This is a genomic window from Nocardioides dokdonensis FR1436 (assembly GCF_001653335.1).
GTDB lineage: Bacteria > Actinomycetota > Actinomycetes > Propionibacteriales > Nocardioidaceae > Nocardioides > Nocardioides dokdonensis.
Map to the genome: position 1 here is coordinate 2,916,852 of NZ_CP015079.1, position 23,091 is coordinate 2,939,942.

General features: G+C 73.1%; 22 protein-coding genes. 19 read left to right on the plus strand and 3 right to left on the minus strand.

Translation table 11 applies throughout. The features are described from left to right. The 9 genes from I601_RS13810 (at position 1) to I601_RS13850 (ending at position 9,857) form a co-directional block, all read left to right on the plus strand. On the plus strand, positions 1-750 hold the full coding sequence (locus I601_RS13810; protein WP_169834706.1) for a type 1 glutamine amidotransferase: 750 nt from the start codon (positions 1-3) through the stop codon (positions 748-750). Then, entirely contained in the window at positions 747-3,734 is a 2,988-nt protein-coding gene (locus I601_RS13815; protein WP_068110778.1) for a bifunctional [glutamine synthetase] adenylyltransferase/[glutamine synthetase]-adenylyl-L-tyrosine phosphorylase, read from the plus strand. The genes I601_RS13810 and I601_RS13815 overlap by 4 nt, the downstream gene beginning before the upstream one ends. Positions 3,735-3,777: 43 nt before the next feature. Continuing rightward, positions 3,778-4,554: an isocitrate lyase/PEP mutase family protein gene (locus tag I601_RS13820; protein ID WP_068110780.1), complete on the plus strand. Its 777-nt coding sequence runs from the start codon at positions 3,778-3,780 to the stop codon at positions 4,552-4,554. Positions 4,555-4,851: 297 nt separating this feature from the next. Then, positions 4,852-5,478 (plus strand): hypothetical protein, encoded by a 627-nt coding sequence (locus I601_RS13825; protein WP_068110782.1) that lies wholly within the window; start codon positions 4,852-4,854, stop codon positions 5,476-5,478. Between the two features lie 148 nt (positions 5,479-5,626). Continuing rightward, the gene (locus I601_RS13830; protein ID WP_084527613.1) at positions 5,627-6,298 is read left to right on the plus strand and encodes a signal peptidase I; all 672 of its coding nucleotides are present in this window, start codon (positions 5,627-5,629) and stop codon (positions 6,296-6,298) included. A 215-nt stretch (positions 6,299-6,513) separates the two neighbouring features. Continuing rightward, on the plus strand, positions 6,514-7,776 hold the full coding sequence (locus I601_RS13835; protein WP_068110785.1) for an HNH endonuclease signature motif containing protein: 1,263 nt from the start codon (positions 6,514-6,516) through the stop codon (positions 7,774-7,776). 190 nt (positions 7,777-7,966) lie between these two features. Then, the gene (locus tag I601_RS13840) at positions 7,967-8,593 is read left to right on the plus strand and encodes a hypothetical protein (protein WP_068110782.1); all 627 of its coding nucleotides are present in this window, start codon (positions 7,967-7,969) and stop codon (positions 8,591-8,593) included. A gap of 147 nt (positions 8,594-8,740) precedes the next feature. Next, a complete protein-coding gene (locus I601_RS13845) occupies positions 8,741-9,100 on the plus strand; it encodes an Hpt domain-containing protein (protein WP_068110787.1) in 360 nt (119 codons plus the stop codon). Between the two features lie 109 nt (positions 9,101-9,209). Next, positions 9,210-9,857 (plus strand): TasA family protein, encoded by a 648-nt coding sequence (locus I601_RS13850; protein WP_084527615.1) that lies wholly within the window; start codon positions 9,210-9,212, stop codon positions 9,855-9,857. Between the two features lie 19 nt (positions 9,858-9,876). Here I601_RS13850 and I601_RS13855 read toward each other — a convergent pair whose 3' ends face one another. Next, positions 9,877-10,683, minus strand: coding sequence for a response regulator transcription factor (locus tag I601_RS13855; protein WP_179948538.1), 807 nt, complete (start codon positions 10,681-10,683; stop codon positions 9,877-9,879). A gap of 149 nt (positions 10,684-10,832) precedes the next feature. Here I601_RS13855 and I601_RS13860 point away from each other — a divergent pair, with 149 nt between their 5' ends. The 6 genes from I601_RS13860 (at position 10,833) to I601_RS13885 (ending at position 16,902) form a co-directional block, all read left to right on the plus strand. After that, positions 10,833-11,291, plus strand: coding sequence for a hypothetical protein (locus tag I601_RS13860; protein WP_068110790.1), 459 nt, complete (start codon positions 10,833-10,835; stop codon positions 11,289-11,291). 119 nt (positions 11,292-11,410) lie between these two features. Then, positions 11,411-13,264: a helix-turn-helix domain-containing protein gene (locus I601_RS13865; protein ID WP_068110793.1), complete on the plus strand. Its 1,854-nt coding sequence runs from the start codon at positions 11,411-11,413 to the stop codon at positions 13,262-13,264. A gap of 88 nt (positions 13,265-13,352) precedes the next feature. Then, positions 13,353-14,123: a 3-hydroxybutyrate dehydrogenase gene (locus I601_RS13870; protein ID WP_068110796.1), complete on the plus strand. Its 771-nt coding sequence runs from the start codon at positions 13,353-13,355 to the stop codon at positions 14,121-14,123. A 124-nt stretch (positions 14,124-14,247) separates the two neighbouring features. Next, complete coding sequence (locus I601_RS13875; protein WP_068114953.1) at positions 14,248-15,021, plus strand: CoA transferase subunit A; 774 nt, start codon at positions 14,248-14,250, stop codon at positions 15,019-15,021. Then, entirely contained in the window at positions 15,021-15,671 is a 651-nt protein-coding gene (locus I601_RS13880) for a CoA transferase subunit B (RefSeq protein ID WP_068110799.1), read from the plus strand. The genes I601_RS13875 and I601_RS13880 overlap by 1 nt, the downstream gene beginning before the upstream one ends. A 49-nt stretch (positions 15,672-15,720) precedes the next feature. Continuing rightward, positions 15,721-16,902, plus strand: a complete 1,182-nt coding sequence (locus I601_RS13885; protein ID WP_068110803.1) for a family 1 glycosylhydrolase — start codon at positions 15,721-15,723, stop codon at positions 16,900-16,902. Positions 16,903-16,977: 75 nt separating this feature from the next. Here I601_RS13885 and I601_RS13890 read toward each other — a convergent pair whose 3' ends face one another. Then, a complete protein-coding gene (locus tag I601_RS13890; RefSeq protein ID WP_068110806.1) occupies positions 16,978-17,424 on the minus strand; it encodes an SRPBCC family protein in 447 nt (148 codons plus the stop codon). A 19-nt stretch (positions 17,425-17,443) separates the two neighbouring features. Between I601_RS13890 and I601_RS13895 the strand changes: the two genes are divergently transcribed. Next, positions 17,444-19,843, plus strand: a complete 2,400-nt coding sequence (locus I601_RS13895) for an ATP-binding cassette domain-containing protein (protein ID WP_068110816.1) — start codon at positions 17,444-17,446, stop codon at positions 19,841-19,843. Between the two features lie 71 nt (positions 19,844-19,914). Further along, on the plus strand, positions 19,915-20,958 hold the full coding sequence (gene ctlX, locus I601_RS13900; protein WP_068110818.1) for a citrulline utilization hydrolase CtlX: 1,044 nt from the start codon (positions 19,915-19,917) through the stop codon (positions 20,956-20,958). 6 nt (positions 20,959-20,964) lie between these two features. Here ctlX and I601_RS13905 read toward each other — a convergent pair whose 3' ends face one another. Beyond that, positions 20,965-22,026, minus strand: a complete 1,062-nt coding sequence (locus tag I601_RS13905; RefSeq protein ID WP_068110822.1) for a flavin monoamine oxidase family protein — start codon at positions 22,024-22,026, stop codon at positions 20,965-20,967. A 70-nt stretch (positions 22,027-22,096) separates the two neighbouring features. Between I601_RS13905 and I601_RS13910 the strand changes: the two genes are divergently transcribed. Continuing rightward, positions 22,097-22,588, plus strand: coding sequence for a cupin domain-containing protein (locus I601_RS13910; protein ID WP_068110825.1), 492 nt, complete (start codon positions 22,097-22,099; stop codon positions 22,586-22,588). A 30-nt stretch (positions 22,589-22,618) separates the two neighbouring features. Further along, positions 22,619-23,026, plus strand: a complete 408-nt coding sequence (locus I601_RS13915; protein ID WP_068110828.1) for a pyridoxamine 5'-phosphate oxidase family protein — start codon at positions 22,619-22,621, stop codon at positions 23,024-23,026. Positions 23,027-23,091 lie beyond the last annotated feature (65 nt).

Below are 23,091 nucleotides of genomic sequence, written 5' to 3' on the forward strand. Positions count from 1 at the left end.
GTGGACGCGCGCGTGCCGGGCCCGCCCCGGGTGCTGGTCGTCCAGCACGAGGACGACTGCCCACCGGCCCTCGTCGGCACCTGGCTCACCGAGGCCGGGTGCGAGCTCGACGTGCACCGGCCCTACACCGCGACCGGCGAGCCCGGCGCGCTGCTGCCCGACCCGACGGCGTACGACGCCGTGCTGGTGCTGGGCGGCTCGATGGGCGCCGACGACGACGCCGACCACGCCTGGCTGGGGCCCACCAAGCAGCTGCTCCGCGACGCCGTGGGTGCGGAGGTGCCCACGCTCGGGATCTGCCTGGGCCACCAGCTGCTGGCCTCCGCGCTCGGCGGCCGGGTGCAGGTCAACCCGCGCGGCCGGACCGTGGGGCTGGTGCCGGTGGAGTGGACCGGCGAGGCGAGCAGCGACCCGCTCACGGGCGCGCTGGCCACGCCGCGACGAGGCGTGCACTGGAACAACGACGTGGTCACCGACCTGCCGCCGGGAGCCCTGGCGCTGGCCCGCACCCCGCAGGGCGACGCGGAGGTGGTCCGCTACGGACCGGCCGCCTGGGGCGTGCAGCTGCACCCCGAGGTCGACGCCGGGGTCGTGGCCCGCTGGGCGGCCTCCGACGACAAGTCCGCGCCCGGCGTCGACACCGCCGCCGAGGTGGCGCGCATCGACGCCGCCAGGAGCGAGCTCGACGACGCCTGGCGCCCGCTCGTGTCGTCCTTCGTCGCGATCGCCGGGGGGCGAGCGGAACGGTGACCCGGGCGGCGACCACCAAGGGGCAGCTGCTGCGGCTCGGCTTCGGCGACCCGGAGCGGTCGCTGGGCCGGCTGGCGGAGATCGGCCCCGCAGGCCCCGAGCTGCTGCCGCTGCTGGCCCGCACCGCCGACCCCGACCAGGCCGTGGTGGGTCTGGCCCGGCTCGTCGAGGCCCTGGGAGACGGCGCGGTCGACCTGCTCTCGATGCTGCGCGAGGGGGAGGGATCGGCCACCAGGCTGCTCGCGGTCCTCGGCGCCAGCGAGGCGCTCAGCGACCACCTCGCCCGGCACCCCGAGCAGTGGCGCGAGCTCACCGACGCGACGCTCGAGTGCACCCGCCCGGCGGCGTACGCCGTGCGCGAGGCGATGCTGCGCGCGGTGGGTGCCGACCCGGACCGGCCCGCGCCGGTTGCCGTCGGCGACGACGCCGCGCTGGTCGACGTGCTGCGGGTGGAGTACCGACGGGTGCTGCTGCGCCTGGCCGCTCGCGACCTGGCCCACGACGTCGGGGTCGACGACGTGGCCGCCGAGCTGTCCGACCTGGCCGCGGCGACGCTGGAGGCCGGGCTGGCGATCGCGCGGCAGCGGCTGGGCGACAAGGCGCACCTGGCGCGGCTGGCCGTGGTCGCGATGGGCAAGTGCGGCGCGCACGAGCTCAACTACGTCTCCGACGTCGACGTCGTGTTCGTCTACGAGCCGACCGCGGGCGAGGGCGAGGAGCACCCCGACGCCGCCAACCGGGCCGCCTCGCAGCTGGCCGCGCACCTGATGCGGATCTGCGGGGAGCCCACCGCCGAGGGCGAGATCTGGCCGGTCGACGCCAACCTGCGCCCCGAGGGCACCTCGGGCCCGCTGGTGCGGACCCTGGCCAGCCACGAGAGCTACTACGAGAAGTGGGCCAAGACCTGGGAGTTCCAGGCGCTGCTCAAGGCCCGCCCGGTCGCCGGCGACCTCGAGCTGGGACGGGCCTACGTGGAGATGGTCGCGCCGATGATCTGGAGCGCCGCCGAGCGCGACGGCTTCGTCGAGGACACCCAGGCCATGCGGCGCCGGGTCGTCGACCACATCCCCACCAAGGAGGCCGAGCGGCAGCTCAAGCTCGGCGCCGGCGGGCTGCGCGACGTCGAGTTCGCCGTCCAGCTGCTCCAGCTGGTGCACGGGCGCGCCGACGAGTCCATCCGGACGCCCACGACGCTCAGCGCGCTCGCGGACCTGACCCGCGGCGGCTACATCGGCCGCGAGGACGGCGAGCAGCTGCACGACGCCTACGCCTTCCTGCGCACCCTCGAGCACCGGATGCAGCTGCACCGGCTGCGCCGCACCCACGTCATCCCGGACGACCTCGACGCGCTGCGTCGCCTGGGGCGCAGCATGGGTCACCTCAGGAACCCGGTCGAGGGGCTCAACAAGGCCCTCGAGCACCACCGCCGCGAGGTCCGCCGGCTGCACCAGAAGCTCTTCTACCGCCCGCTGCTCGCCGCGGTGGCCCAGCTGCCCGGCGACCAGGCACGGCTCTCGGCCGACGCCGCTCGCGACCGCCTGGCCGCGCTCGGGTACGCCGACGCCCGCGCCGCGCTGCGCCACCTCGAGGCGCTGACCAGCGGAGTGACCCGCTCGGCCAACATCCAGCGCACCCTGCTGCCGGTGCTGCTGGAATGGTTCGCCGACGGGCCCGACCCGGACGCCGGGCTCTTCGGCTTCCGCCGGATCTCCGAGGCGCTCGGCTCGACCCCGTGGTACCTCACCACGCTGCGCGACGAGGGCCAGGTGGCCCAGCGGCTCGCGCAGCTGCTCTCGACCTCGCGCTACGCCACCAGCCTGCTCGAGCGCGAGCCCCAGGGCGTGCGGATGCTGGGACAGTCCCTGGCGCCGCTCGACGCCGAGTCGCTGACCGCCGAGATGCGCTCGGCGGCGGCGCGGCGCGACGACGCGGAGAAGGCGGTGCGCGCTGTGCGCGCCGTACGCCGCCGCGAGCTGCTGCGCATCGCCTCCGGCGACCTGCTCGGCCTCACCGACGTCGAGGAGATCGGCGCCGGTCTGTCGCGGCTGACCGACGCCACGCTCGAGGTGACCCTCGAGGTGGTGGGGGAGTCGGTGCGCCGCGCCAAGGGCCTCGACGAGGCGCCGACCCGGATCGCGGTGGTCGCCATGGGGCGCTACGGCGGCTTCGAGCTGTCCTACGGCTCCGACGCCGACGTGCTGTTCGTGCACGAACCGGTCGCGGGCGCGGACGGCCACGAGGCGGCGACGTACGCCCAGGCGGTGGCCAACGAGCTGCGCCGGCTGCTGTCGCTGCCCGGCACCGACCCGGCGCTCGAGGTCGACGCCGACCTGCGCCCCGAGGGCAAGCAGGGCGCGCTGGTGCGCACGCTCGACTCGTACGCCGCCTACTACGCCAAGTGGTCGATGGTCTGGGAGGCGCAGGCGCTGCTGCGTGCCGACGCGGTCGTGGGCGACCTCGACCTGCGCCGGCGCTTCGAGGAGCTCATCGATCCGCTGCGCTACCCCGAGGACGGCATCAGCGACGACGACATCATCGAGGTGCGCCGTATCAAGGCCCGCGTCGACGAGGAGCGGCTGCCGCGCGGCGCCGACCGCAAGACCCACCTCAAGCTCGGGCGCGGCGGCCTGGCCGACATCGAGTGGACCGTGCAGCTGCTGCAGATGCGCTACGCCGGACAGGTGCCGGGGCTGCGCACCTCACGCACCCTGCCGGCCCTGGCCGCCGCCGAGGAGGCCGGTCTGCTCGAGAGCGCCGACGCGTCCCTGCTGGCCCAGGCCTGGCGCCGGGTCAGCCGCACCCGCAACGCCGTGACGCTGGCGCGCGGCACCCCGAGCGACTCCCTGCCCTCCGACCCGCGGCAGCGGGCGGCCGTGGCCGCGATCCTGGGCTACACCGACGGGGCCTCGGAGCAGATGGTCGACGACCACCTGCGGATGACCCGCCTGGCGCACGGTGTGGTCGAGCGGGTCTTCTGGGAGTAGCGGCGCCATCGACCTGGACGACCGGGTCTCCTAGGGTGGCGTGATGAGCGCCCTCCAGGACAAGGCCACGCACCTCTTGGGTCAGCACCGTGACCCCACCCTGCTCACCGTCGTGAACGTCTGGGACGTCATCAGCGCCCAGGTGGTGGCCGACGGCATCGGCACCACCGCGCTGGCGACCGCCAGCCACTCGATCGCGGCGTCCTACGGCTACCCGGACGGGGAGCACATCCCCGTCGACCTGATGATCGAGGTCTGCGGACGGATCGCGGCAGCCACCGACCTCCCGGTCAGCGCCGACCTCGAGGCCGGCTACGGCCACCCCGTCGAGACGGTCCGCAAGGCGATCGGGGTCGGCATCGTCGGCGCCAACCTCGAGGACCAGATGCGTCCCCTGGCCGAGGCCGCGGCGATGATGGAGGACGTGATGGCGGCCGCCGACGACGAGGGCATCGACTTCGTGCTCAACGCCCGCACCGACGCGTTCGTCAAGGCGGGCGACCGCGACCGGGGCGCGGTCCTGGCCGACGCCATCGAGCGCGGCAAGGCCTTCCTGCAGGTTGGAGCCCCCGCGGTGTTCGTGCCCGGCAAGCTCACCGAGGAGGAGGTCGTCGCCCTGGTCGACGCCTTCGGCCCGCAGCGCCTCACCATGATCGGCGTCCCCGGCACCCCGTCGCTGGACCGCCTCGAGGAGCTGGGCGTCGCCCGCGTCTCCTACGGCCCGATGCCGCAGCGCGTCGCACTGACCGCGCTGCAGGAGCTGGTCGAGGAGGTGCACCGCGGTGGCGGTGTACCGGCCTCGATGCGTCCCCTGAACTGACCCCGGGCTGACGCTCCGCCAAGCCCCGATCCGGCCGCCCCCGTGGCGCTGGGTCGGGGCTTCGGCGTTCCCTCTCGCCGGACCACGATCCAGACCACAACCACTGGGCCCCGGGCACCCCTAGTACGGCGCAGGGAGACGCTCGGTGGGTTCCTTGCGGGTGGCTGTGGGGTCTTGCGTGTTCCTTGAGGGAATGTGGGGTCTTTGCCTGGTGGTGGCTTGCGTTGGGAGGAGCAGAGTTCTACTCATCAGCCCGACCGGCCCACCGAGGCCGGCTCCAGACAAGGACCCTCCCTCATGTCGAACACCTCCGCTCGCAAGTCCTCTGTTCGTATCGCTGCTTCGGTGGCCCTGGTTGCCGGTGCCACTGCGGTGGCCGGTCTGGGTACGTTCGGTTCGTTCACCTCCACCACCGACGCCGCTGAGGCTGTCGACTCGGGTCAGACGAAGATCACGATGAGCAACCAGGGCACGCAGGGCCTGGACGTCCCGGCGGTGAAGCTGGTCCCCGGTGACACCGTGCAGCGTGCGGTGCAGCTGGTGCGGGCCGAGCAGACCGAGGGCTTCGGTTCGGTGAAGCTGACCACGACGTCGTCGGCGGGGGTGCCCTCGATCCTGACCACCAACGTCACCAACGGGCTGCAGCTGAGCATCGACCAGTGCTCGGTGGCGTGGGTCAAGTCCGCGACCACCAAGGAGATGACCTGCTCGGGCGCCACCACCTCGATCCTGGCCTCGCGTGCGGTGATCGGTGCGAACACCGACCTGACCGAGGTCACCAAGACCCTCAACGGTTCCACCGGGGTCTCGAACCTGCGTCTGACCCTGGCGCTGCCGCAGGCGGCTGACAACGAGTTCCAGCTGAAGTCCGACACCGTGAACTTCAAGTTCGACGCCACGCAGCGCGTCGGCGAGGCTCGCTGATCCAGTCCGGGTCCGGGGGGACACCCGGACCCGGGCATCGTGTGGCCGCCGTGGAGGGAGCGGCGGCCGCACGGCACCACCTCATCCCTCACCCCAGCACCGCCCCCGCACCTCACCCGCAGCAGCCACCAGCCGAAGGAGCCCGATCATGAGCAGCCCCGCCGTTCCCCTGGTCGTCGGTCGCCACCGCGCCACCGCTGCTGCTCCGCGGGTCTTCGTGCCCGCTCCTGCTCCCGTGACCGCCCCGGCCCCGGCACCCGAAGGTCGGCGTCCGCGCCGCCGGGTGCTGCGGGTGCTGCGTGGCCTGGTCCGGGTCGTCACCTCGCTGCTGGTCATCGCGGCGCTGGCGTTCTTCTTGTTCTTCGCGGTCGGCCCGCACGTGCTGGGCTACCGCACCGCGACCATGCTGACCGGCTCGATGGAGCCCGGGATCATGGTCGGCGACGTCGTGGTGACAGCCCCGCGCCCCGCCGAGGACGTGGTCGTCGGTGACGTGATCACCTACCACATCCCGATCGAGGACCAGCGCGTCGAGACCCACCGCGTGGTCGAGGTCGAGCGTGGCAAGGACGGCTCCATCGCGGTGCGCACCAAGGGCGACAACAACGACGGTGTCGACCCCTGGACCGCGACCCTGGACGGCGACACCGTGTGGGAGGTCCAGGCCGTGATCCCCAAGGTCGGCACCGCCATCCGCGCCCTGCGCACCCCGGTCGTCAACGACCTCGTCCTGTACGGCGCCCTGGGCACCGTCCTCCTCCTCGGCCTGTCCCGCATCTGGGCCCGCGACGAGGACGACGCGGAGACCGACGAGGCCTGATCCGCCCAGCACCACCCGAGCCCGGCACCGTCCGAGGTCCACCAGAGACCTCGGGCGGTGCCGTTCGTCGACGAGCGGTCACTTTCGCACCGTCGACCGGTCACTTCTGCACCCTCGAGCAGTCACTCTGTGTATGCTCGAAAAAGTTTTCGATCTGCCTGTGGAAAACGCCGTTTGAACTGGCGTTTTACCTAGCGCCTTGGGAGAATGGTCCCATGGCCACGACGGCACTGCACCCCATCGGCGACGCTGTCGCGCGGGTGCACGCCGCGCTCGACGAGGTGGCGGAGACCCCGGCCTGGTCGATGGGCCAGGCCGACGCCGCTGAGGTGCTGGTGCAGATCGCGCGGGCCGAGGCGAGGTTGGTCGAGCTCCGCTCGCGGGCGCTGGTCCAGGCGGAGGCCGTGGCGGTCCAGGAGCGCAACGCCTCGCCGTCGTTGGCGGTGTGGCACGCGTACGCGACCCGGTCGACGAAGCGGGAGTCGTTCCGCGAGGTCCGCCTGGCCACCGGTCTGATCCGGTACGGCGTGGTGCGGGAGGCGCTGGGTCGTGGCGACCTGGTCGCGGAGCAGGCGTCGGTGATCGTCAACGCGCTGGATGCGTTGCCCGACGACCTCGAGCCGGGCGTGTTGGAGCAGGCCGCGAAGGCGCTGGTCGCCTACGCGGAGGTCCACGACGCCAAGGCGTTGAGGATCCTGGGCCGGCGGATCCTCGAGGTCGTCGCATCCGAGGTGGCTGAGGCGTGGGAGGCCGAGCAGCTGGCCCGCCAGGACCGTGAGGCGGAGAGGGCGGTGGCGTTCCGGATCCGTGAGGACGACCAGGGCCGCTGCAAGGGCTCCTTCACCGTGCCGGCGCTGGTGGGGCAGATGCTGGAGCGGGCGCTGCTGGCGTTCGCCGCACCCAAGCACCAGATCGCGAACCGCACCGGCCAGGACGGTCAGGACGAGACGGCAATGCCCGTCCGTCGCCCTACCGCGCAGCGCCTCGGTGCGGCGTTCGTGGAGCTGATCGAGCGGCTCGACCCCACGACCCTGCCCCGAGCCGGTGGTGTGAACGCCACCGTGGTGGTTACCATGACCGCCGCCTCGCTAGCAGGTGGCCTCGCGGCCGCGACCCTGGACACCGGCGCCCGGGTCTCCGCCGCCACCGCACGCCGGCTGGCGTGCGAGGCCGGCATCCTCCCGGTGGTGCTGGGCGGGACGAGCCGGCCCCTCGACGTCGGCCGGGCCAGACGGCTCTTCACCACCGCCCAACGCATTGCGCTGGCGGTGCGTGACCGGGGCTGCACCGCGCAGGGCTGCGACGCGCCGCCGGCGAGGTGCCACGCCCACCACGACGACCCCTGGTCCCGCGGCGGGCGCACCGACCTGGCCCGCGGGCGGTTGCTGTGCCCCTTCCACCACCGCCGCATCCACGACCCGGAGTACGAGGCCGACATCGGCGCCGACAACCAGGTCCGGTTCCACAGACGAACGTAGAACAGGGCTGCCGGTTTCTCCCGGGTCTCGACGCCGCTCGGGCTTCCTTGCGGGTGGCTGTGGGGTCTTGCGTGTTCCTTGAGGGAATGTGGGGTCTTTGCCTGGTGGTGGCTTGCGTTGGGGGGAGCAGAGTTCTACTCATCAGCCCGACCGGCCCACCGAGGCCGGCTCCAGACAAGGACCCTCCCTCATGTCGAACACCTCCGCTCGCAAGTCCTCTGTTCGTATCGCTGCTTCGGTGGCCCTGGTTGCCGGTGCCACTGCGGTGGCCGGTCTGGGTACGTTCGGTTCGTTCACCTCCACCACCGACGCCGCTGAGGCTGTCGACTCGGGTCAGACGAAGATCACGATGAGCAACCAGGGCACGCAGGGCCTGGACGTCCCGGCGGTGAAGCTGGTCCCCGGTGACACCGTGCAGCGTGCGGTGCAGCTGGTGCGGGCCGAGCAGACCGAGGGCTTCGGTTCGGTGAAGCTGACCACGACGTCGTCGGCGGGGGTGCCCTCGATCCTGACCACCAACGTCACCAACGGGCTGCAGCTGAGCATCGACCAGTGCTCGGTGGCGTGGGTCAAGTCCGCGACCACCAAGGAGATGACCTGCTCGGGCGCCACCACCTCGATCCTGGCCTCGCGTGCGGTGATCGGTGCGAACACCGACCTGACCGAGGTCACCAAGACCCTCAACGGTTCCACCGGGGTCTCGAACCTGCGTCTGACCCTGGCGCTGCCGCAGGCGGCTGACAACGAGTTCCAGCTGAAGTCCGACACCGTGAACTTCAAGTTCGACGCCACGCAGCGCGTCGGCGAGGCTCGCTGATCCAGTCCGGGTCCGGGGGGACACCCGGACCCGGGCATCGTGTGGCCGCCGTGGAGGGAGCGGCGGCCGCACGGCACCACCTCATCCCTCACCCCAGCACCGCCCCCGCACCTCACCCGCAGCAGCCACCAGCCGAAGGAGCCAGGCGTGACCGTCCTCGACACCGCCGTCATCGCTCGGCTCGGCACCGACCTGGGCGACCCGTGCTTCGTGCGCCGCTTCGTCGCGACCTACCGCGACATGCTCCCGGGCCGGGTGCAGCGCGTCTTCGCTGCGCTCGAGACCGGCGACAGCGACGACCTGATGGATGCCGTCCTCAGCCTGCGCACCTCGTCCACCACGGTGGGGGCCACGGCCCTGGCCGCCCTGGCCGACGACGTCGAGCAGCAGGTACGCCGTTGCGACCCGGCGGGCGCACGGCGCGCCGTACGCCACCTCCGCGGCACCGCGGACCGGACCAGCCAGGCGCTCGAGCAGCACGGCGCAGGGTTCTTGCAGCTTCCTTGAGCCAACCCACCGGGTGCACCCGGGCTTCCCTGAGGACGCCTTGAGGTCGCACCGGCAGAGTTCTGCTCATCAGCCCCTCCCCACCTCCCACCCCCTGGAGCTCCCCGTCATGACCCGCCCCGGCACCCACCGCCGCCCCCCCCGCCGTGCGGCCCGCTCGCGCAGCGGCGCCGGCGTGCGGCTGGCGACGTCGCTGGCGCTGGTGGCCGGTGCAGCGGCCGTGGCCGGACTGGGCACCTACGGCTCGTTCACGTCGTCGACGTCGGCGAGCGAGAGCCTCGCGGCCGGTGAGGTGAAGCTGGACCTGACCAACCAGGCCGCCCAGGGCTTCAACGTCGCCGCCACCGGGCTGGTGCCGGGCGACTCGGCCCAGCGCGCGGTGCAGCTGACCCGCTCAGCCGCGACCGAGGCCTTCGGCTCCGTCCTGCTGAGCACCACCGGCGCGGGCCCGCTGGTCACGGACGCACAGGGGCTCAAGATCGCCGTCGACCAGTGCACCGTGCCCTGGACCAAGGTCAACAACACCATGGTGCTCTCCTGCAGCGGCACCACGACGACGGTGCTGACCACCCGACCCGTCGTGATGACGGGTCAGGCGCTCGCGCCCGTCACCACCTCACTCAACGGCACCGGGGCTGCCGCGAACCTGCGGGTGACGCTCAGCCTGCCAACCGAGGCGGGCAACAACCTGCAGGGTGCCGCCGCCACGATCGGCTTCACCTTCGACGCCACCCAGCGCGCCGCCCAGGCCCGCTGAGGGGCGTCCCCGGCCGGGCTCAGCCCGCCAGCGTCTCCATCCGGTAGCCGACACCGCGCACGGTGCGGATCAGCTTGAGGTCCTTCTGCCCGGCCTCGATCTTGCGGCGCAGGTTGCCGACGTGCACCTCGACGAGGTGGGTGTCGGTGGCCCAGTCGGTGCCCCACACCGAGCGCAGCAGCGCCTCGCGGGTCCACACCCGGGCCGGGGTCCGCATCAGCTCGGTGAGCAGGTCGAACTCCGTGCGCGTCAGCGACAGCTCGTCGTCTCCGTGGAAGGCCCGACGACCGTCCACGTCGATGCGCAGCGGCCCGTGCTCGAGCAGCTCGTGGTCGGGCAGCGGCTGCGCGGGAGCCGGCGGCGGGTCCTGCAGGGCCGAGGCCGTAACGATGGGTGCCTCGCCCGTGCCGCCAGCGGCGGGGGCGGCCAGTCCGCGCGGCTCCACCCGACGCGGACGCCGGAACAGCGCGTTCACCCGCGCCTTCAGCTCGCGCACGGAGAACGGCTTCGTCAGGAAGTCGTCGGCGCCGGTCTCGAGACCCAGCAGCCGGTCGATCTCGTCGTCGCGCCCGGTGATCATCACGACGTAGGCGTCGGTGAGCTCGCGCAGGCGCCGGCAGGTCTCGATGCCGTCGATGCCCGGGAGGCCGAGGTCGAGGGTGATCAGGTCCGGCTCCTGGGCCCTCACGGCCTCGATGGCCTTCGGGCCGGTGTCGACCGCGGTGACCGCGAACCCCTGGGTGCCGAGGGTGAACTCGATCAGCGAGCGGATGTCCTCGTCGTCCTCGACGACCAGTGCTCGGCGTTCGGGGGCCTCTTGCGTCATCGCGCGTTCCTCCTCGAGAGCGAGGCGCGGGGGCACCTCGTCAGGCTTGCGGAAACCTTGTGGCTACGGCTGATCGGTCTTGAGCCTGGGACGCCAGAGTAGGACCTGTTCAGGAGCACAGTTGATTGGTACCCCACGGGAGCGCACATATGTCAGCGATCGACCACGTACGGCGCGTCGTGACCGTGCTGCTCGTCGCCGCGACGCTCTTCGTGGTCCCGCAGATCGCCTCCGCGGAGTTCACCCGGTCCGCGACGTCCAGTCTCGCCGTGACCACGGCCACCCTGGAGACACCCTCGGCCCTGCGCGGCAGCTACACCTGTGTGGAGGACAAGGGCAGGAAGATCGACGCGATCACGGTCGCCCTGACGACTTTCTCGGGGTCATGGCCCACCGGGACGTCGTACGTCGTCGTCATCACCAGTGGTGGCGAGGAGTACGCCCGGGGCTCCGGGCCCCTGAAGACCCAGGTCCTGACCGGCACGCAGCCGAAGGAGAAGGGCAACACCGTGTGGACGGTCGAGGTGTACTCCGCGCTCGGCCAGTGGCTCAGCCCGGCGGGCTCCGTGGACATCAACTGCCAGAAGCAGAACATCGGCAGCTTCTGACTCCGACGCAGCCCGCGCCCGAGATGCGGGCTGCGTGTGAGGAGTCGGGCACCTGACCCTGGTCTCCTTTACCCAGTGGTGGCACCCGCCCAAACCTGCGGGTCGGGCATGATGCGGCGATGGCCCGCTCCTTCCTCGACCTCCTCTACGACGAGGCGCCCCGTGAGGAGTTCGACCGCGCGGTGGCCGGAGCCGGGGACGACCCCGAGGCCCGCCGCCGCTACGACGTCGCCCTGCGGCTGCGCGACCTGATTGCGCGCCAGCGCTCCCGCGAGGCCGAGCTGTCCGCGTTGTACGAGACCGCCAGCGACCTGACCGCGATCCGCGACGTCAACGCGATCCTGGCCGCGATCGTGCGTCGCGCCCGCCAGCTGCTGCAGGCCGACATGACCTACCTCTCCCTCAACGACGAGGTGGAGGGCGCCTCCTTCATGAAGGTGACCGACGGTGCGCTCTCGACCCAGTTCCGCACCCTGCGGCTGCCGCTCGGCACCGGGCTGCTGGGCCTCGTCGCCCAGACGGGGGCGCCGTACTTCACCTCCGACTACCAGAACGACGACCGCTTCGTGCACCGCGGCTTCGTCGACGACGCCGTCGCCGACGAAGGCATCCGCGCGATCCTGGGCGTGCCGCTGGTGCTCGAGGGCCGGGTGATCGGGGCTCTGATGGCCACCCACCGCACGGTGCGCCCGTTCCCGCCGGAGGAGGTCTCGCTGCTGACGTCCTTCGCGGCGCACGCCGCCGTGGCCCTCGAGAACGCCCGGCTCTTCGCCGAGCTCGACGAGGCCAACGCCCTGCTGCGCGAGCAGACCGAGGCGGTCGAGCAGGCTGCGGTGGCCCACGACCAGCTGACCGGGCTGCTGCTGCACCGCAGCACCCTGGCCGAGGTGGTCGCGGTGCTGACCGAGCTGCTCGGCGGCGGTGCGGTCGCCGTGCTCGACACCGACGGCTCGGTGCTGGCCGGCGACGCCGGCCCCGCCCCCGCGACCTGGCGCGACGCCGTGCCCGAGGCGGTCTCCTCGGGCCGCTCGGTCCCGGTGGGCGACGGCCACCTGGCGCCCGCCCTGGCCGGTCAGGAGCACCTGGCCACGGTGGTCGTGCACGGGGGACCGCCGCTGGACCTGGCCGGGCGCCGCACGCTGGAGCGCGGCGCGATCGTCGCCGGGCTGGTGCTGCTCTTCGCCCGCTCCGTCGACGAGGCCGAGGAGCGCCTGGGCGGGGCGCTGCTCACCGACCTCCTCGAGGGCAGCGATGCCGACCCGGCGAGGATGCGGCAACGCGCGCGCGGCCAGCGGCTGCGCCTCGACGCGGGCTGCGTGGTCGCCGTCGTCGACGTGCCGGCGGGGGAGCGGCACCGGGCCGCCCGTGCTGCCGCCCGCGCGGCCCGGGCCGTGGACGGCCTGGCCGTCGAGCACCGCGGCCGCCCGGTCCTGGTGGTGCCCGGCAGCGGAGGGGGCGCCCGTGAGGTCGGCGAACGGCTGCGCGCCACCCTCGCCGAGGCTTGCGGCACGCCCGTGACGGTCGGGGTCGCCCCCGTCCCCCAGGACCCCGTCGACGGCGGCCTGCCGGCGGCGTACGACGAGGCGCGCCGCTGCGTCGACACGCTCCTGGTGCTCGGTCGGGCCGGTGAGAGCGCCGACCCGGCGGCCCTCGGCGTGACCCGGCTGCTGCTCGGTGGCGCCGGACCGGCCGAGCTCGCTGACTTCGTGGAGCGCACCCTCGGGCCGGTGCTGGCCTACGACGCGCAGCGCGGCAGCGACCTCGTCGGCACCCTCGAGGCGTGGTTCGCCGAGGGTGGCGGCGCCCGCGCCAGCGCGGCCCGGCTGCACGTGCACCCCAACACGGTCGCCCAGCGGCTCGAGCGGGTCGGCGACCTCCTGGGCGCCGAGTGGCGCCGACCCGAGGCCGCGCTCGACCTCCAGCTGGCGCTGCGCGTGGTCCGGCTGCAGCGCGGGGTGCCCACCGACCACTGAGGGGGTGTGTGTCGCGCACACGAACCGCGCTCGCGGACGTGTCGGATGCACATGGCCCCGGAGGGGGTGCTCCTCCTACGGTGGGGCCATGAGCACTGTGACCGCCACCACGCCGGCCCTCCTGGAGGGCCGCCGAGCCCTCGTCACCGGCGGCGCCAGCGGCATCGGCGCCGCCGTCGCCGAGGCCCTCGCCGCCCAGGGCGCCCACGTCGTCGTCGTCGACCGGGACGAGGCGGGGGCGCAGAAGATCGCCGACCTCGTGGGCGGCAGCGCCGTCGCCGCCGACCTGACCGACCCCGCGGCCATCGAGGCGATGGACCTGGACGTCGACATCCTGGTCAACAACGCCGGCATCCAGCACGTCGCGCCGGTGCACGAGCTGGACCCGGCCAAGTTCCAGCAGGTCCACGACCTGATGCTGCGCGCGCCCTTCCTGCTGGCCCGCGGCGCGCTGCCCGGCATGTACGAGCGCGGCTGGGGTCGCCTCGTGCACGTCTCGAGCGTCCACGGCCTGCGAGCCTCGGCGTTCAAGTCGGCCTACGTCTCGGCGAAGCACGGCCTCGAGGGACTGTCCAAGGTCCTGGCGGTCGAGGGCGCCGCCCACGGGGTCACCTCCAACACGGTCAACCCCGGCTACGTGCGGACCCCCCTCGTCGAGGGGCAGATCGCCGACCAGGCACGTGTGCACGGCCTGCCCGAGGACCGCGTCCTCGACGAGGTGCTGCTCGCCCGCACCCCGCTCAAGCGCCTCGTCGAGCCCGCCGAGGTGGCGGGACTGGTCACCTGGCTGTGCGGCCCGCACTCCGCCTCGGTGACCGGCACCTCGCACGTCATGGACGGCGGCTGGACCGCCACCTGATCCACCACCCTGCTCGGAGTTGCCCGGCACCCGCGACCGGGCAACACTCTCGATGTAGCCATCCGCTCGGCGAAGGAGACCCTGTGACTCGCCCCTCCACCACGACAGGTCGGTGCACCCGATGATCGACAAGACCGTGAGCTCGGCCGCTGAGGCCGTGGCCGACATCGCCTCCGGCTCGACGCTCGCCGTGGGCGGCTTCGGCCTGTGCGGCATCCCGTCGGTGCTGATCGAGGCGGTGCTGGCCGCCGGCATCGACGACCTCGAGCTCGTCTCCAACAACGCCGGTGTCGACGACTGGGGGCTCGGCCGGCTGCTCGGCGCCGAGCGCGTGCGCCGGATGGTCGCCTCCTACGTGGGGGAGAACAAGGAGTTCGCGCGGCAGTACCTCTCCGGGGAGCTCGAGGTCGAGCTCACCCCGCAGGGCACCCTCGCCGAGCGGATGCGTGCCGGGGGAGCAGGCATCGGCGCGTTCTTCACCCGCACCGGCGTCGGCACCCAGGTCGCCGAGGGCGGCCTGCCGTGGCGCTACGCCCCCGACGGCAGCGTCGCGATCGCCTCCCCGGTCAAGCAGACCCAGGTCCTGCCCACCGCCGACGGTCCGCAGGAGCACGTCCTGGAGCACGCCATCCACGCCGACGTCGCCCTGGTGCGCGCCTGGATGGGCGACCGGCACGGCAACCTCGTCTACAAGGACGCCGCCCGCAACTTCAACCCGCCCGCCGCGATGTGCGGACGCACGACGATCGCTGAGGTCGAGCACCTCGTCGAGCCCGGCGACATCGACCCCGCCCACGTGCACACCCCCGGTGTGTTCGTGCAGCGCGTGGTCGAGCTGACCCCGGAGCAGGCCGCCGACAAGCGGATCGAGAAGCGCACGGTCAAGGAGGTCAGCTGATGGCGTGGAGCAGGGACCAGATGGCGGCACGAGCCGCAGCCGAGCTCGAGGACGGCTCCTACGTCAACCTCGGCATCGGGCTGCCCACCAAGGTGCCCGACCACGTGCCCGACGGCGTCGAGCTGGTGCTGCAGTCCGAGAACGGCATCCTCGGCGTCGGGCCCTACCCGGTCGCCGGCGAGGAGGACGCGGACCTGATCAACGCCGGCAAGGAGACCGTGACCCTGCGACGTGGGGCGTCGTACTTCGACTCGGCGACGTCGTTCGCGATGATCCGCGGTGGCAAGGTCGATGCCGCGATCCTCGGGGGCATGCAGGTCGCCGGCAACGGTGACCTCGCCAACTGGATGGTCCCCGGCGCGATGGTCAAGGGCATGGGTGGCGCGATGGACCTGGTCCACGGCGCCCGCCGCGTCATCGTGCTGATGGAGCACGTGGCCCGTGACGGTTCGGCCAAGCTGGTGCGCGAGTGCACGCTGCCGCTGACCGGCAAGGCCGTCGTGCACCGAGTCATCACCGACCTCGGTGTCCTCGACGTGACCGGTGAGGGGTTCCGCCTCGTGGAGCTGGCGCCCGACGTGGAGGTCGACGACGTGCGCGAGCGCACCGACGCCCCGCTCGTCGTGGAGCTGGACCGGCCGGTCTCCTAGGTCGCCGAAAACGGCCCCCGGGCCGTCCATCCGTGGCTAGGCTGCGAGCGTGGACGGCCCGGGTGAGATCCTCTCCGCGGACACCGGTGGTGCGAGGGCGCCACAGCCCGACCCGCGCGACCTCGCAGCCCGGCTGCCTCGCGACTTCGTGGTGGGCGCGGCCACCACCGAGCCGCAGGCCGGTGCCGCTGCGGACCGCCACGACCGCCACGAGGAGGACCTCGCGCTGCTGGACGGCGCCGGCCTCGACGGCTACCGCTTCTCGGTGTCCTGGCGGCGGGTGCAGCCGACCGGGTCGGGGCCCGCCGACCCGGCCGGGCTCGACGTCTACGACCGACTCCTCGACCGGCTCCTCGAGAGCGGCATCCGCCCGTCAGCCACCCTCTTCCACCGGGGCACACCGCCACCCCTGGAGCAGCGTGGCGGGTGGGCGTCGCGCGACACCGCGAAGCGCTTCGGCGAGTACGCCGCCCTGGTCGGTGAGCGGCTCGGCGACCGGGTCGTGGACTGGGTGACCCTCACCGGGGCCGCCCGCGTGGAGCTGGACGGACCCCGGCCCGGGGTGACCGGTCCGGACCTGGAGCAGATCCGGCGCGCCGGGTCGGTCGCGCGCACCGTGCTGCTGGGCCACGGGCTCGCCGTGCGCGCGCTGCGCTCGGTGCCGGTGCGGGGCCGGATCGGCATCACGCAGAGCGGCCCGCCGCTCACCGACGACCCGCAGGACCCGGCCACGGCCGGGCTGCTGGGCCTCCTGCAGGACCGGCTCCTCGCGGACCCCGTGCTGCTGCGCTGCAGGCCCGAGCTGCCGGCGGGGCTGCCGCCGGGCATGAGGCGCCGGCTGCGCAGGGCGACCCGGATGTCGCGCAAGGACCTGGCGCTGGTGGGGGCACCGATCGACTTCTACGGCCTCGACCACGAGCTCCCGAGCCCGGTCGCGGCCGACCCCGGCGGCCTGCGCCGCACCGCCGAGGACCTGGCCGGGCGGTACGGCCCCCGGCTCCCGCCGGTCGTGATCACCGAGATCGGCGCCGGTCTGCCCGAGCCGGTGGCGCCGGACGGGGTCGTGGACGACCAGGACCGGGTGGCCCACCTCGCCGAGCACCTCGACGTGGTCGCCGACCTGGCGCGCGGCGACGTACCCGGGTTCAGGCTGGAGGGCTACTACGTACGGACCCCGAGGTCGTCCTACGGGTGGGTCGGGGAGCTCCAGGCCGCGCGGGGTCGGGGGTAGAGCCGCGCCGTCTCCGTCATGGACCACTACTGGCACATGGAGACGGTCGGGGGCCGGACCTCGACATGCCGGCCGCTACGGCGCCTGGCGGCCCTCGACGACGAACGCCAGGCGGCGCAGCGTCTCGACGTTGCGCCAGGCCAGCGGCAGGTCGCGCAGCGGCTTGGGCACCAGGCGGCCCGGACCGGTCTTGGCGTCCTCCTCGATCGTGACCCGGGTCCTCGCGCCGCCGTCGAGCGGCTCGAGGCGCAGCGTCACCCCGGCCTCCCCGCCGGGCCACGCCTTGGCGCGCACCTCGAGCAGCTCGTGGGGCAGCGACTCGACCACCTCGGTCTCGTCGTCGACCAGCAACGGCCAGCTGCCGACCGAGTGGTGGAGGCGGGCGCCCACCTGCGGCCAGTGGTCGTCGACCTCGCGCATCCGGGACGCCCCCACCACCCACAGCGGGTAGAGCCAGCCGTCGGCCAGCACCTTCCAGACGTCGGCGGGCGAAGCGGCGATCTCTCGGGTGTTGGTGCTCATGCGCCTTACCCTGACCCGCATGGCACCTCGCGAAACCGACCATCAGGGTGAGCCCGCAGCGGACCGGCACGACCTGATCCGGGTGCAGGGTGCCCGGGTCAACAACCTGCGCGACGTCAGCGTCGACCTCCCCAAGCGCCGTCTCACGGTCTTCACCGGGGTGTCCGGCTCGGGCAAGAGCTCGTTGGTCTTCGGCACCGTGGCCGCGGAGTCGCAGCGGCTCATCAACGAGACCTACAGCACCTTCGTGCAGGGCTTCATGCCCACCCTCGCGCGCCCCGAGGTCGACGTGCTGGAGGGGCTGACGACGGCGATCATCGTCGACCAGGAGCGACTGGGCGCGAACCCGCGCTCCACGGTCGGCACCGTCACCGACGCGCACGCGATGCTGCGGATCCTGTTCAGCCGGCTGGGCCGGCCCCACGTCGGTCCGCCGGGCGCGTTCTCCTTCAACACCGCCTCGGTCTCGGCCAGCGGCGGCATCACCGTGGAGCGCGGCGAGGGTCGCACCCGCACCGAGAAGGTCACCTTCAACCGCACCGGGGGGATGTGCCCGCGCTGCGAGGGGCGCGGGCAGGTCAGCGACATCGACCTGGCGGCGCTCTACGACGACTCCCTGTCCCTCAACGAGGGCGCCCTGACGATCCCCGGCTACTCGATGGAGGGCTGGTACGGCCGGATCTACCGCGGGTGCGGGTTCTTCGACCCCGACAAGCCGATCGCGAAGTACGGGAAGAAGGAGCTGCAGGACCTCCTGCACCGCGAACCGACCAAGATCAAGGTCGACGGCATCAACCTGACCTACGTCGGCCTGATCCCGGCGATCAAGAAGTCCTTCCTGGCCAAGGACATCGACGCGGTCCAGCCGCACATCCGTGCGTTCATCGAGCGCGCGGTGACCTTCCAGACCTGCCCGGACTGCGACGGCACCCGGCTCACCGCCCTGGCGCGTTCCGCGAAGATCGCCGGGCGCGACATCGCCGAGCTCTGCGCGATGCAGATCAGCGACCTCGCCGACTGGGTGCGCGACCTCGAGGAGCCGACCGTGGCCCCGCTTCTCACCGGGCTGCGCCACCTGCTCGACTCCTTCACCGAGATCGGGCTCGGCTACCTGTCGCTGGAGCGGCCCTCGGGCACGCTCTCGGGCGGGGAGGCGCAGCGCACCAAGATGATCCGCCACCTCGGCTCCGCGCTGACGGACGTCACCTACGTCTTCGACGAGCCCACCATCGGCCTGCACCCCCACGACATCGAGCGGATGAACGCGCTGCTGCTGCAGCTGCGCGACAAGGGCAACACCGTGCTGGTCGTCGAGCACAAGCCCGAGACGATCGTGCACGCCGACCACGTCGTCGACCTCGGCCCCGGCGCGGGCAGCCACGGGGGAGAGGTGGTCTACGAGGGCAGCGTCGAGGGGCTGCGCGCCAGCGGCACCCTGACCGGGCGCCACCTCGACGACCGGGCCCGGCTCAAGGAGTCGGTGCGCACCCCCACCGGTGCGCTGCAGGTCCGTGCCGCCCGCACCCACAACCTGCGCGGCGTCGACGTCGACGTGCCGCTGGGGGTCCTGGTCGTCATCACCGGCGTGGCCGGCTCCGGCAAGAGCTCCCTCGTCGACGGCTCGCTGCTGCCGCTGGCCGACGCCGAGGGCGGGCCCGGGGTGGTGGCGGTCGACCAGGCCCCGATCCGCGGGTCGCGGCGCAGCAACCCGGCGACCTACACGGGGCTGCTGGACCCGGTGCGCAAGGCCTTCGCCAAGGCCAACGGGGTCAAGCCGGGGCTCTTCAGCCCCAACTCCGACGGCGCCTGCCCCGGCTGCAACGGCGCCGGGGTCGTCTACACGGACCTGGCGATCATGGCCGGGGTCGCGACCCCGTGCGAGGAGTGCGAGGGCCGCCGCTTCCAGGCCGCCGTCCTCGAGCACCGCCTGGGGGGACGCGACATCAGCGAGGTGCTGGCGATGTCGGTCGACGAGGCTGCGGAGTTCTTCGCCGACGGCGAGGCCCGGACCCCCGCGGCGCACGCCGTGCTGGAGCGCCTGGTCGACGTCGGCCTGGGCTACCTCACCCTGGGCCAGCCGCTGCCCACGCTGTCGGGCGGGGAGCGGCAGCGCCTCAAGCTCGCCACGCACATGAAGAGCAAGGAAGGGGTGCTGGTCCTCGACGAGCCCACCACCGGCCTGCACCTGGCCGACGTCGAGCAGCTGCTCGCCCTCCTCGACCGGCTGGTCGACGGCGGCCGCTCGGTGGTCGTCGTCGAGCACCACCAGGCCGTGATGGCCCACGCCGACTGGATCCTCGACCTGGGCCCCGGGGCCGGTCACGACGGCGGCCGCCTGGTCTTCGAGGGCACCCCCGCCGACCTCGTGGCCGGTGCCGGCACGCTCACCGGCCAGCACCTCGCGGCGTACACCCGCTGACCCGGCCCGGATATCGCTCCCACCCGGCCCGGATGTCTCGCCGAGCAGGGGCCGTCGTCTAGGTTCCTCCTGTGAGTGCCCAGGCCCCGTCCGCAGTGATCCTCGTCCGCGCCGAGCGGTTCGTCCCGAACCCCGCCACGGCAGCCGACAACGCCTTCCAGACCGAGGTGCCGCCCGACCAGACCGATGAGCAGACGTCGGCCGCGGCGCTGGCCGAGATGGACGCCGTGGCCGAACGACTGCGCGAGGCCGGCGTGCGGGTGCACGTGTTCGCCGACGAGGACCACACCCGGCCCGACAGCGTGTTCCCCAACAACTGGCTGTCGACCCACGCCGGCGGCAACGTCGCGGTCTACCCGATGTACGCCTCCAACCGTCGCCACGAGCGGCGCAGCGACGTGCTGGAGATGCTGAAGTCGTCCTACCGGGTGCAGACGATTGTCGACTACTCCGGCCTGGAGCCCGACGGCATCTTCCTCGAGGGGACCGGGGCGATGGTGCTCGACCACGTGTCGCGGGTGGCCTACACGGCGGTCAGCCACCGCGCCGACACCCACGTGCTCGAGCGGTTCTGCACCGACTTCGGTTACGAGCCGATGGCCTTCGACGCCGTCGACGCGGCCGGCGTGCCCGTCTACCACACCAACGTGATCGCCTGCATCGGCACCGACGTGGCGATGATCGCGCTCGAGATGATCCCCGACGAGGTGCGCCGCGAGGCGGTGCGCGAGCGGCTGAGCGTCAACGGGCGCCGGGTCGTGGAGCTCACCGAGGAGCAGGTGCGCGAGTTCGCGGGCAACGCCGTCGAGCTCTGCGGTCGTACGCCGGAGGGCCGGCGTCGCTACATCATGGTGATGAGCTCGCGGGCCCGCCGCAGCCTGCGCGCCGACCAGGTCGCGGCGATCGAGGAGTCCTGCGAGATCGTCGACGTCGACATCCCCACCATCGAGCTGGCCGGGGGCTCGGTGCGCTGCATGATCGCCGGTGTGCACCTCGACCGGCGCCCGCCCGGTGTGGTGCCGGGGCGCACCCCGGCGGTCGAGGCCATCGACGAGGACCCGCACACGCTCGACGGGCGCGACGTCGCCGGTGACGACGGGCCCGTCGGCGCCTGACCAGCGCTAGGAGGCAGCGGCCAGGATCCGGTCGACGGTCCGCTCGGCCGCGACCAGGGCACCCTCGACGTGGCCGGCGAAGGCGGGGGAGGTCTCGGTCGAGGCCCAGTGCAGCCGACCCTCCAGGGTCGGTTCCTGGAAGACGGGATGACCGAAGAGGCTGTGGTCGGGCGCGCCCGCCGCCGCGGTCGTGGGACTGGTCCAGCGCTCGCGGGACCAGTCCTGGATGGTGACCCGGCGCGGATCGGCGGCGCGGGCGCCGAAGAGGCGGGCCAGCTGTGCGCGGACCTGCCGGTCGGCGTCAGGGCCCATCAGGGCCGACGGTGCGAACCCGAACAGCGCGGCCGGTCGGCCCTCGGGCCCCGACATGTCGTGGATCTCCTGGAGCGGTCCGACCCGGCTGGCGGCGGCCCCGGCCAGCCCGTCGTGGCGCCAGAACGGCTCGTCGTAGACCGCGACGACCTTGGCGACCTGCCCCATCCACACCGGGGTCTCGGCGGCGACGCGCACGAGGTCGTCCGGCAGGTCGGCCGGCAGCCGGACGGTGTCGGCGGCGACGGCCGGCGGGACGGCGAGCACGACGTGCCGCGCGTGCCAGGTGCGGCCGCGGGACGCCACCTCGAGGACGCCACCGGCGCCGCGGGCCACGGAGTGGACGGGGTGGTCGAGCAGGAGGCGTTGCGCCGGCAGGGTCGCGGCCAGGGCGTCGGTGAGGGCGCCCGCGCCGCCGACGTACCGGTGCGAGGCCACGTCCATGAGGTTGCCGGGGTAGCGCTGGACACCGCGCTGGTCCTCGACCACGGTGTCGCCGGCCAGGTGCTGGGCGTACGTCGCGAGCCCGAGGCGGTCGACCAGCCCGAGCACGCGGGGCTCACCGTCCCAGCACCACGTGGCGCCCAGGTCGAGCCCCTCCGCGGTGCCGAGCAGCCGGCCGCCGGTGCGAGGACGGGCCTCGAGGACCAGCACGTCTACCCCGGAGCGGTGCAACGCCTCCGCCGCGGCGAGACCGCCGATGCCGGCGCCGACGACCACGACGTCGTGCGGGGGACGGTCCTGCTCAGCGCTCATGGGGGCAGTCTGCAGGGATGCCCCGAATGGGGCATGTCCGCACCCCGCGCCCCGGCGTAGCGTCGCGAGGATGGAGGCCCAGGCACCCGTCGTCATCGGCCCCGAGGACGGCGACATCTCACCCGAGGGCAGGGTCAAGGACCGCTTCCTCCTCGAGGGGCACACCACCGGCGGCCGCTTCGCGCTGGTCGAGCACCGCTTCGAGCCGCACGCGCTGGCGGCGCCGATGCACCTGCACCACCAGGAGGACGAGTACACGTTCGTCCTGCGCGGTCGGATCGGCGCCGTCATCGGTGGGCAGGAGGTCCTCGCCGGCCCCGGTGACCTGGTCGTCAAGCCGCGCGGGCAGTGGCACACCTTCTGGAACCCCGGCGACGAGGACGCACGGGTCCTCGAGCTGATCTCGCCAGGTGGCTTCGAGCAGCTCTTCCGCCAGCTGATGGACCACCCCGTCGAGGACCCGGAGGAGCTGGGCGAGCTGGCGCGCGAGTACCAGTGCGAGATCGACCTCGAGGCCACCGGCGAGCTGCTTGAGCGGCACACCGATGACTTCTGGTTCTAGCCGGACGTCGAGCAGGGACGAGGGAGCGGCATGAGCGCCACCAGGAGCGGGCCAGGCGACGGCGGGGCCCTGATCGAGCTCGACGAGGCGACGTGCTGGCGGCTGCTGGCCTCCCGACCGGTCGGGAGGCTGGCCTGGTGCCAGGCGGCCGGCCCGGTGCTGGTCCCGGTCAACCACACCGTCGAGGACCGCACGGTCGTGGTGCGCACCGCCCCCTGGGCGTCCATGGTCGCCCAGGTCGACGACAGCCCCGTCGCCTACCAGGTCGACGACTTCGACCAGGTCACCCGCGAGGGCTGGAGCGTCCTGGTCCGCGGGACCGCGGAGGTCGGCTACGACGCGAGCGGCGGGCCGGAGCCCTGGCCGGCGGGCTCGCACGCGGCGACGGTGCGGATCCGGCCGGTCGAGGTCACCGGTCGCCGCGTCGCCCCGCGCTGAGGGCCGTCCGCGGCGGGGCACCCGGCTTTTTCGTCGTCCCCACACCCTCTGGGATGCTTGCGCGT

Coding starts and splice junctions, on each gene's coding strand:
- I601_RS13860 (WP_068110790.1), top strand. CDS start 10,833: ATGTCAGCGATCGACCACGTACGGCGCGTCGTGACCGTGCTGCTCGTC.
- I601_RS13855 (WP_179948538.1), bottom strand. CDS start 10,683: ATGACGCAAGAGGCCCCCGAACGCCGAGCACTGGTCGTCGAGGACGAC.
- I601_RS13915 (WP_068110828.1), top strand. CDS start 22,619: ATGAGCGCCACCAGGAGCGGGCCAGGCGACGGCGGGGCCCTGATCGAG.
- I601_RS13870 (WP_068110796.1), top strand. CDS start 13,353: ATGAGCACTGTGACCGCCACCACGCCGGCCCTCCTGGAGGGCCGCCGA.
- I601_RS13820 (WP_068110780.1), top strand. CDS start 3,778: ATGAGCGCCCTCCAGGACAAGGCCACGCACCTCTTGGGTCAGCACCGT.
- I601_RS13905 (WP_068110822.1), bottom strand. CDS start 22,026: ATGAGCGCTGAGCAGGACCGTCCCCCGCACGACGTCGTGGTCGTCGGC.
- I601_RS13865 (WP_068110793.1), top strand. CDS start 11,411: ATGGCCCGCTCCTTCCTCGACCTCCTCTACGACGAGGCGCCCCGTGAG.
- I601_RS13825 (WP_068110782.1), top strand. CDS start 4,852: ATGTCGAACACCTCCGCTCGCAAGTCCTCTGTTCGTATCGCTGCTTCG.
- I601_RS13835 (WP_068110785.1), top strand. CDS start 6,514: ATGGCCACGACGGCACTGCACCCCATCGGCGACGCTGTCGCGCGGGTG.
- I601_RS13895 (WP_068110816.1), top strand. CDS start 17,444: ATGGCACCTCGCGAAACCGACCATCAGGGTGAGCCCGCAGCGGACCGG.
- I601_RS13910 (WP_068110825.1), top strand. CDS start 22,097: ATGGAGGCCCAGGCACCCGTCGTCATCGGCCCCGAGGACGGCGACATC.
- I601_RS13880 (WP_068110799.1), top strand. CDS start 15,021: ATGGCGTGGAGCAGGGACCAGATGGCGGCACGAGCCGCAGCCGAGCTC.
- I601_RS13890 (WP_068110806.1), bottom strand. CDS start 17,424: ATGAGCACCAACACCCGAGAGATCGCCGCTTCGCCCGCCGACGTCTGG.
- I601_RS13850 (WP_084527615.1), top strand. CDS start 9,210: ATGACCCGCCCCGGCACCCACCGCCGCCCCCCCCGCCGTGCGGCCCGC.
- I601_RS13840 (WP_068110782.1), top strand. CDS start 7,967: ATGTCGAACACCTCCGCTCGCAAGTCCTCTGTTCGTATCGCTGCTTCG.
- I601_RS13830 (WP_084527613.1), top strand. CDS start 5,627: ATGAGCAGCCCCGCCGTTCCCCTGGTCGTCGGTCGCCACCGCGCCACC.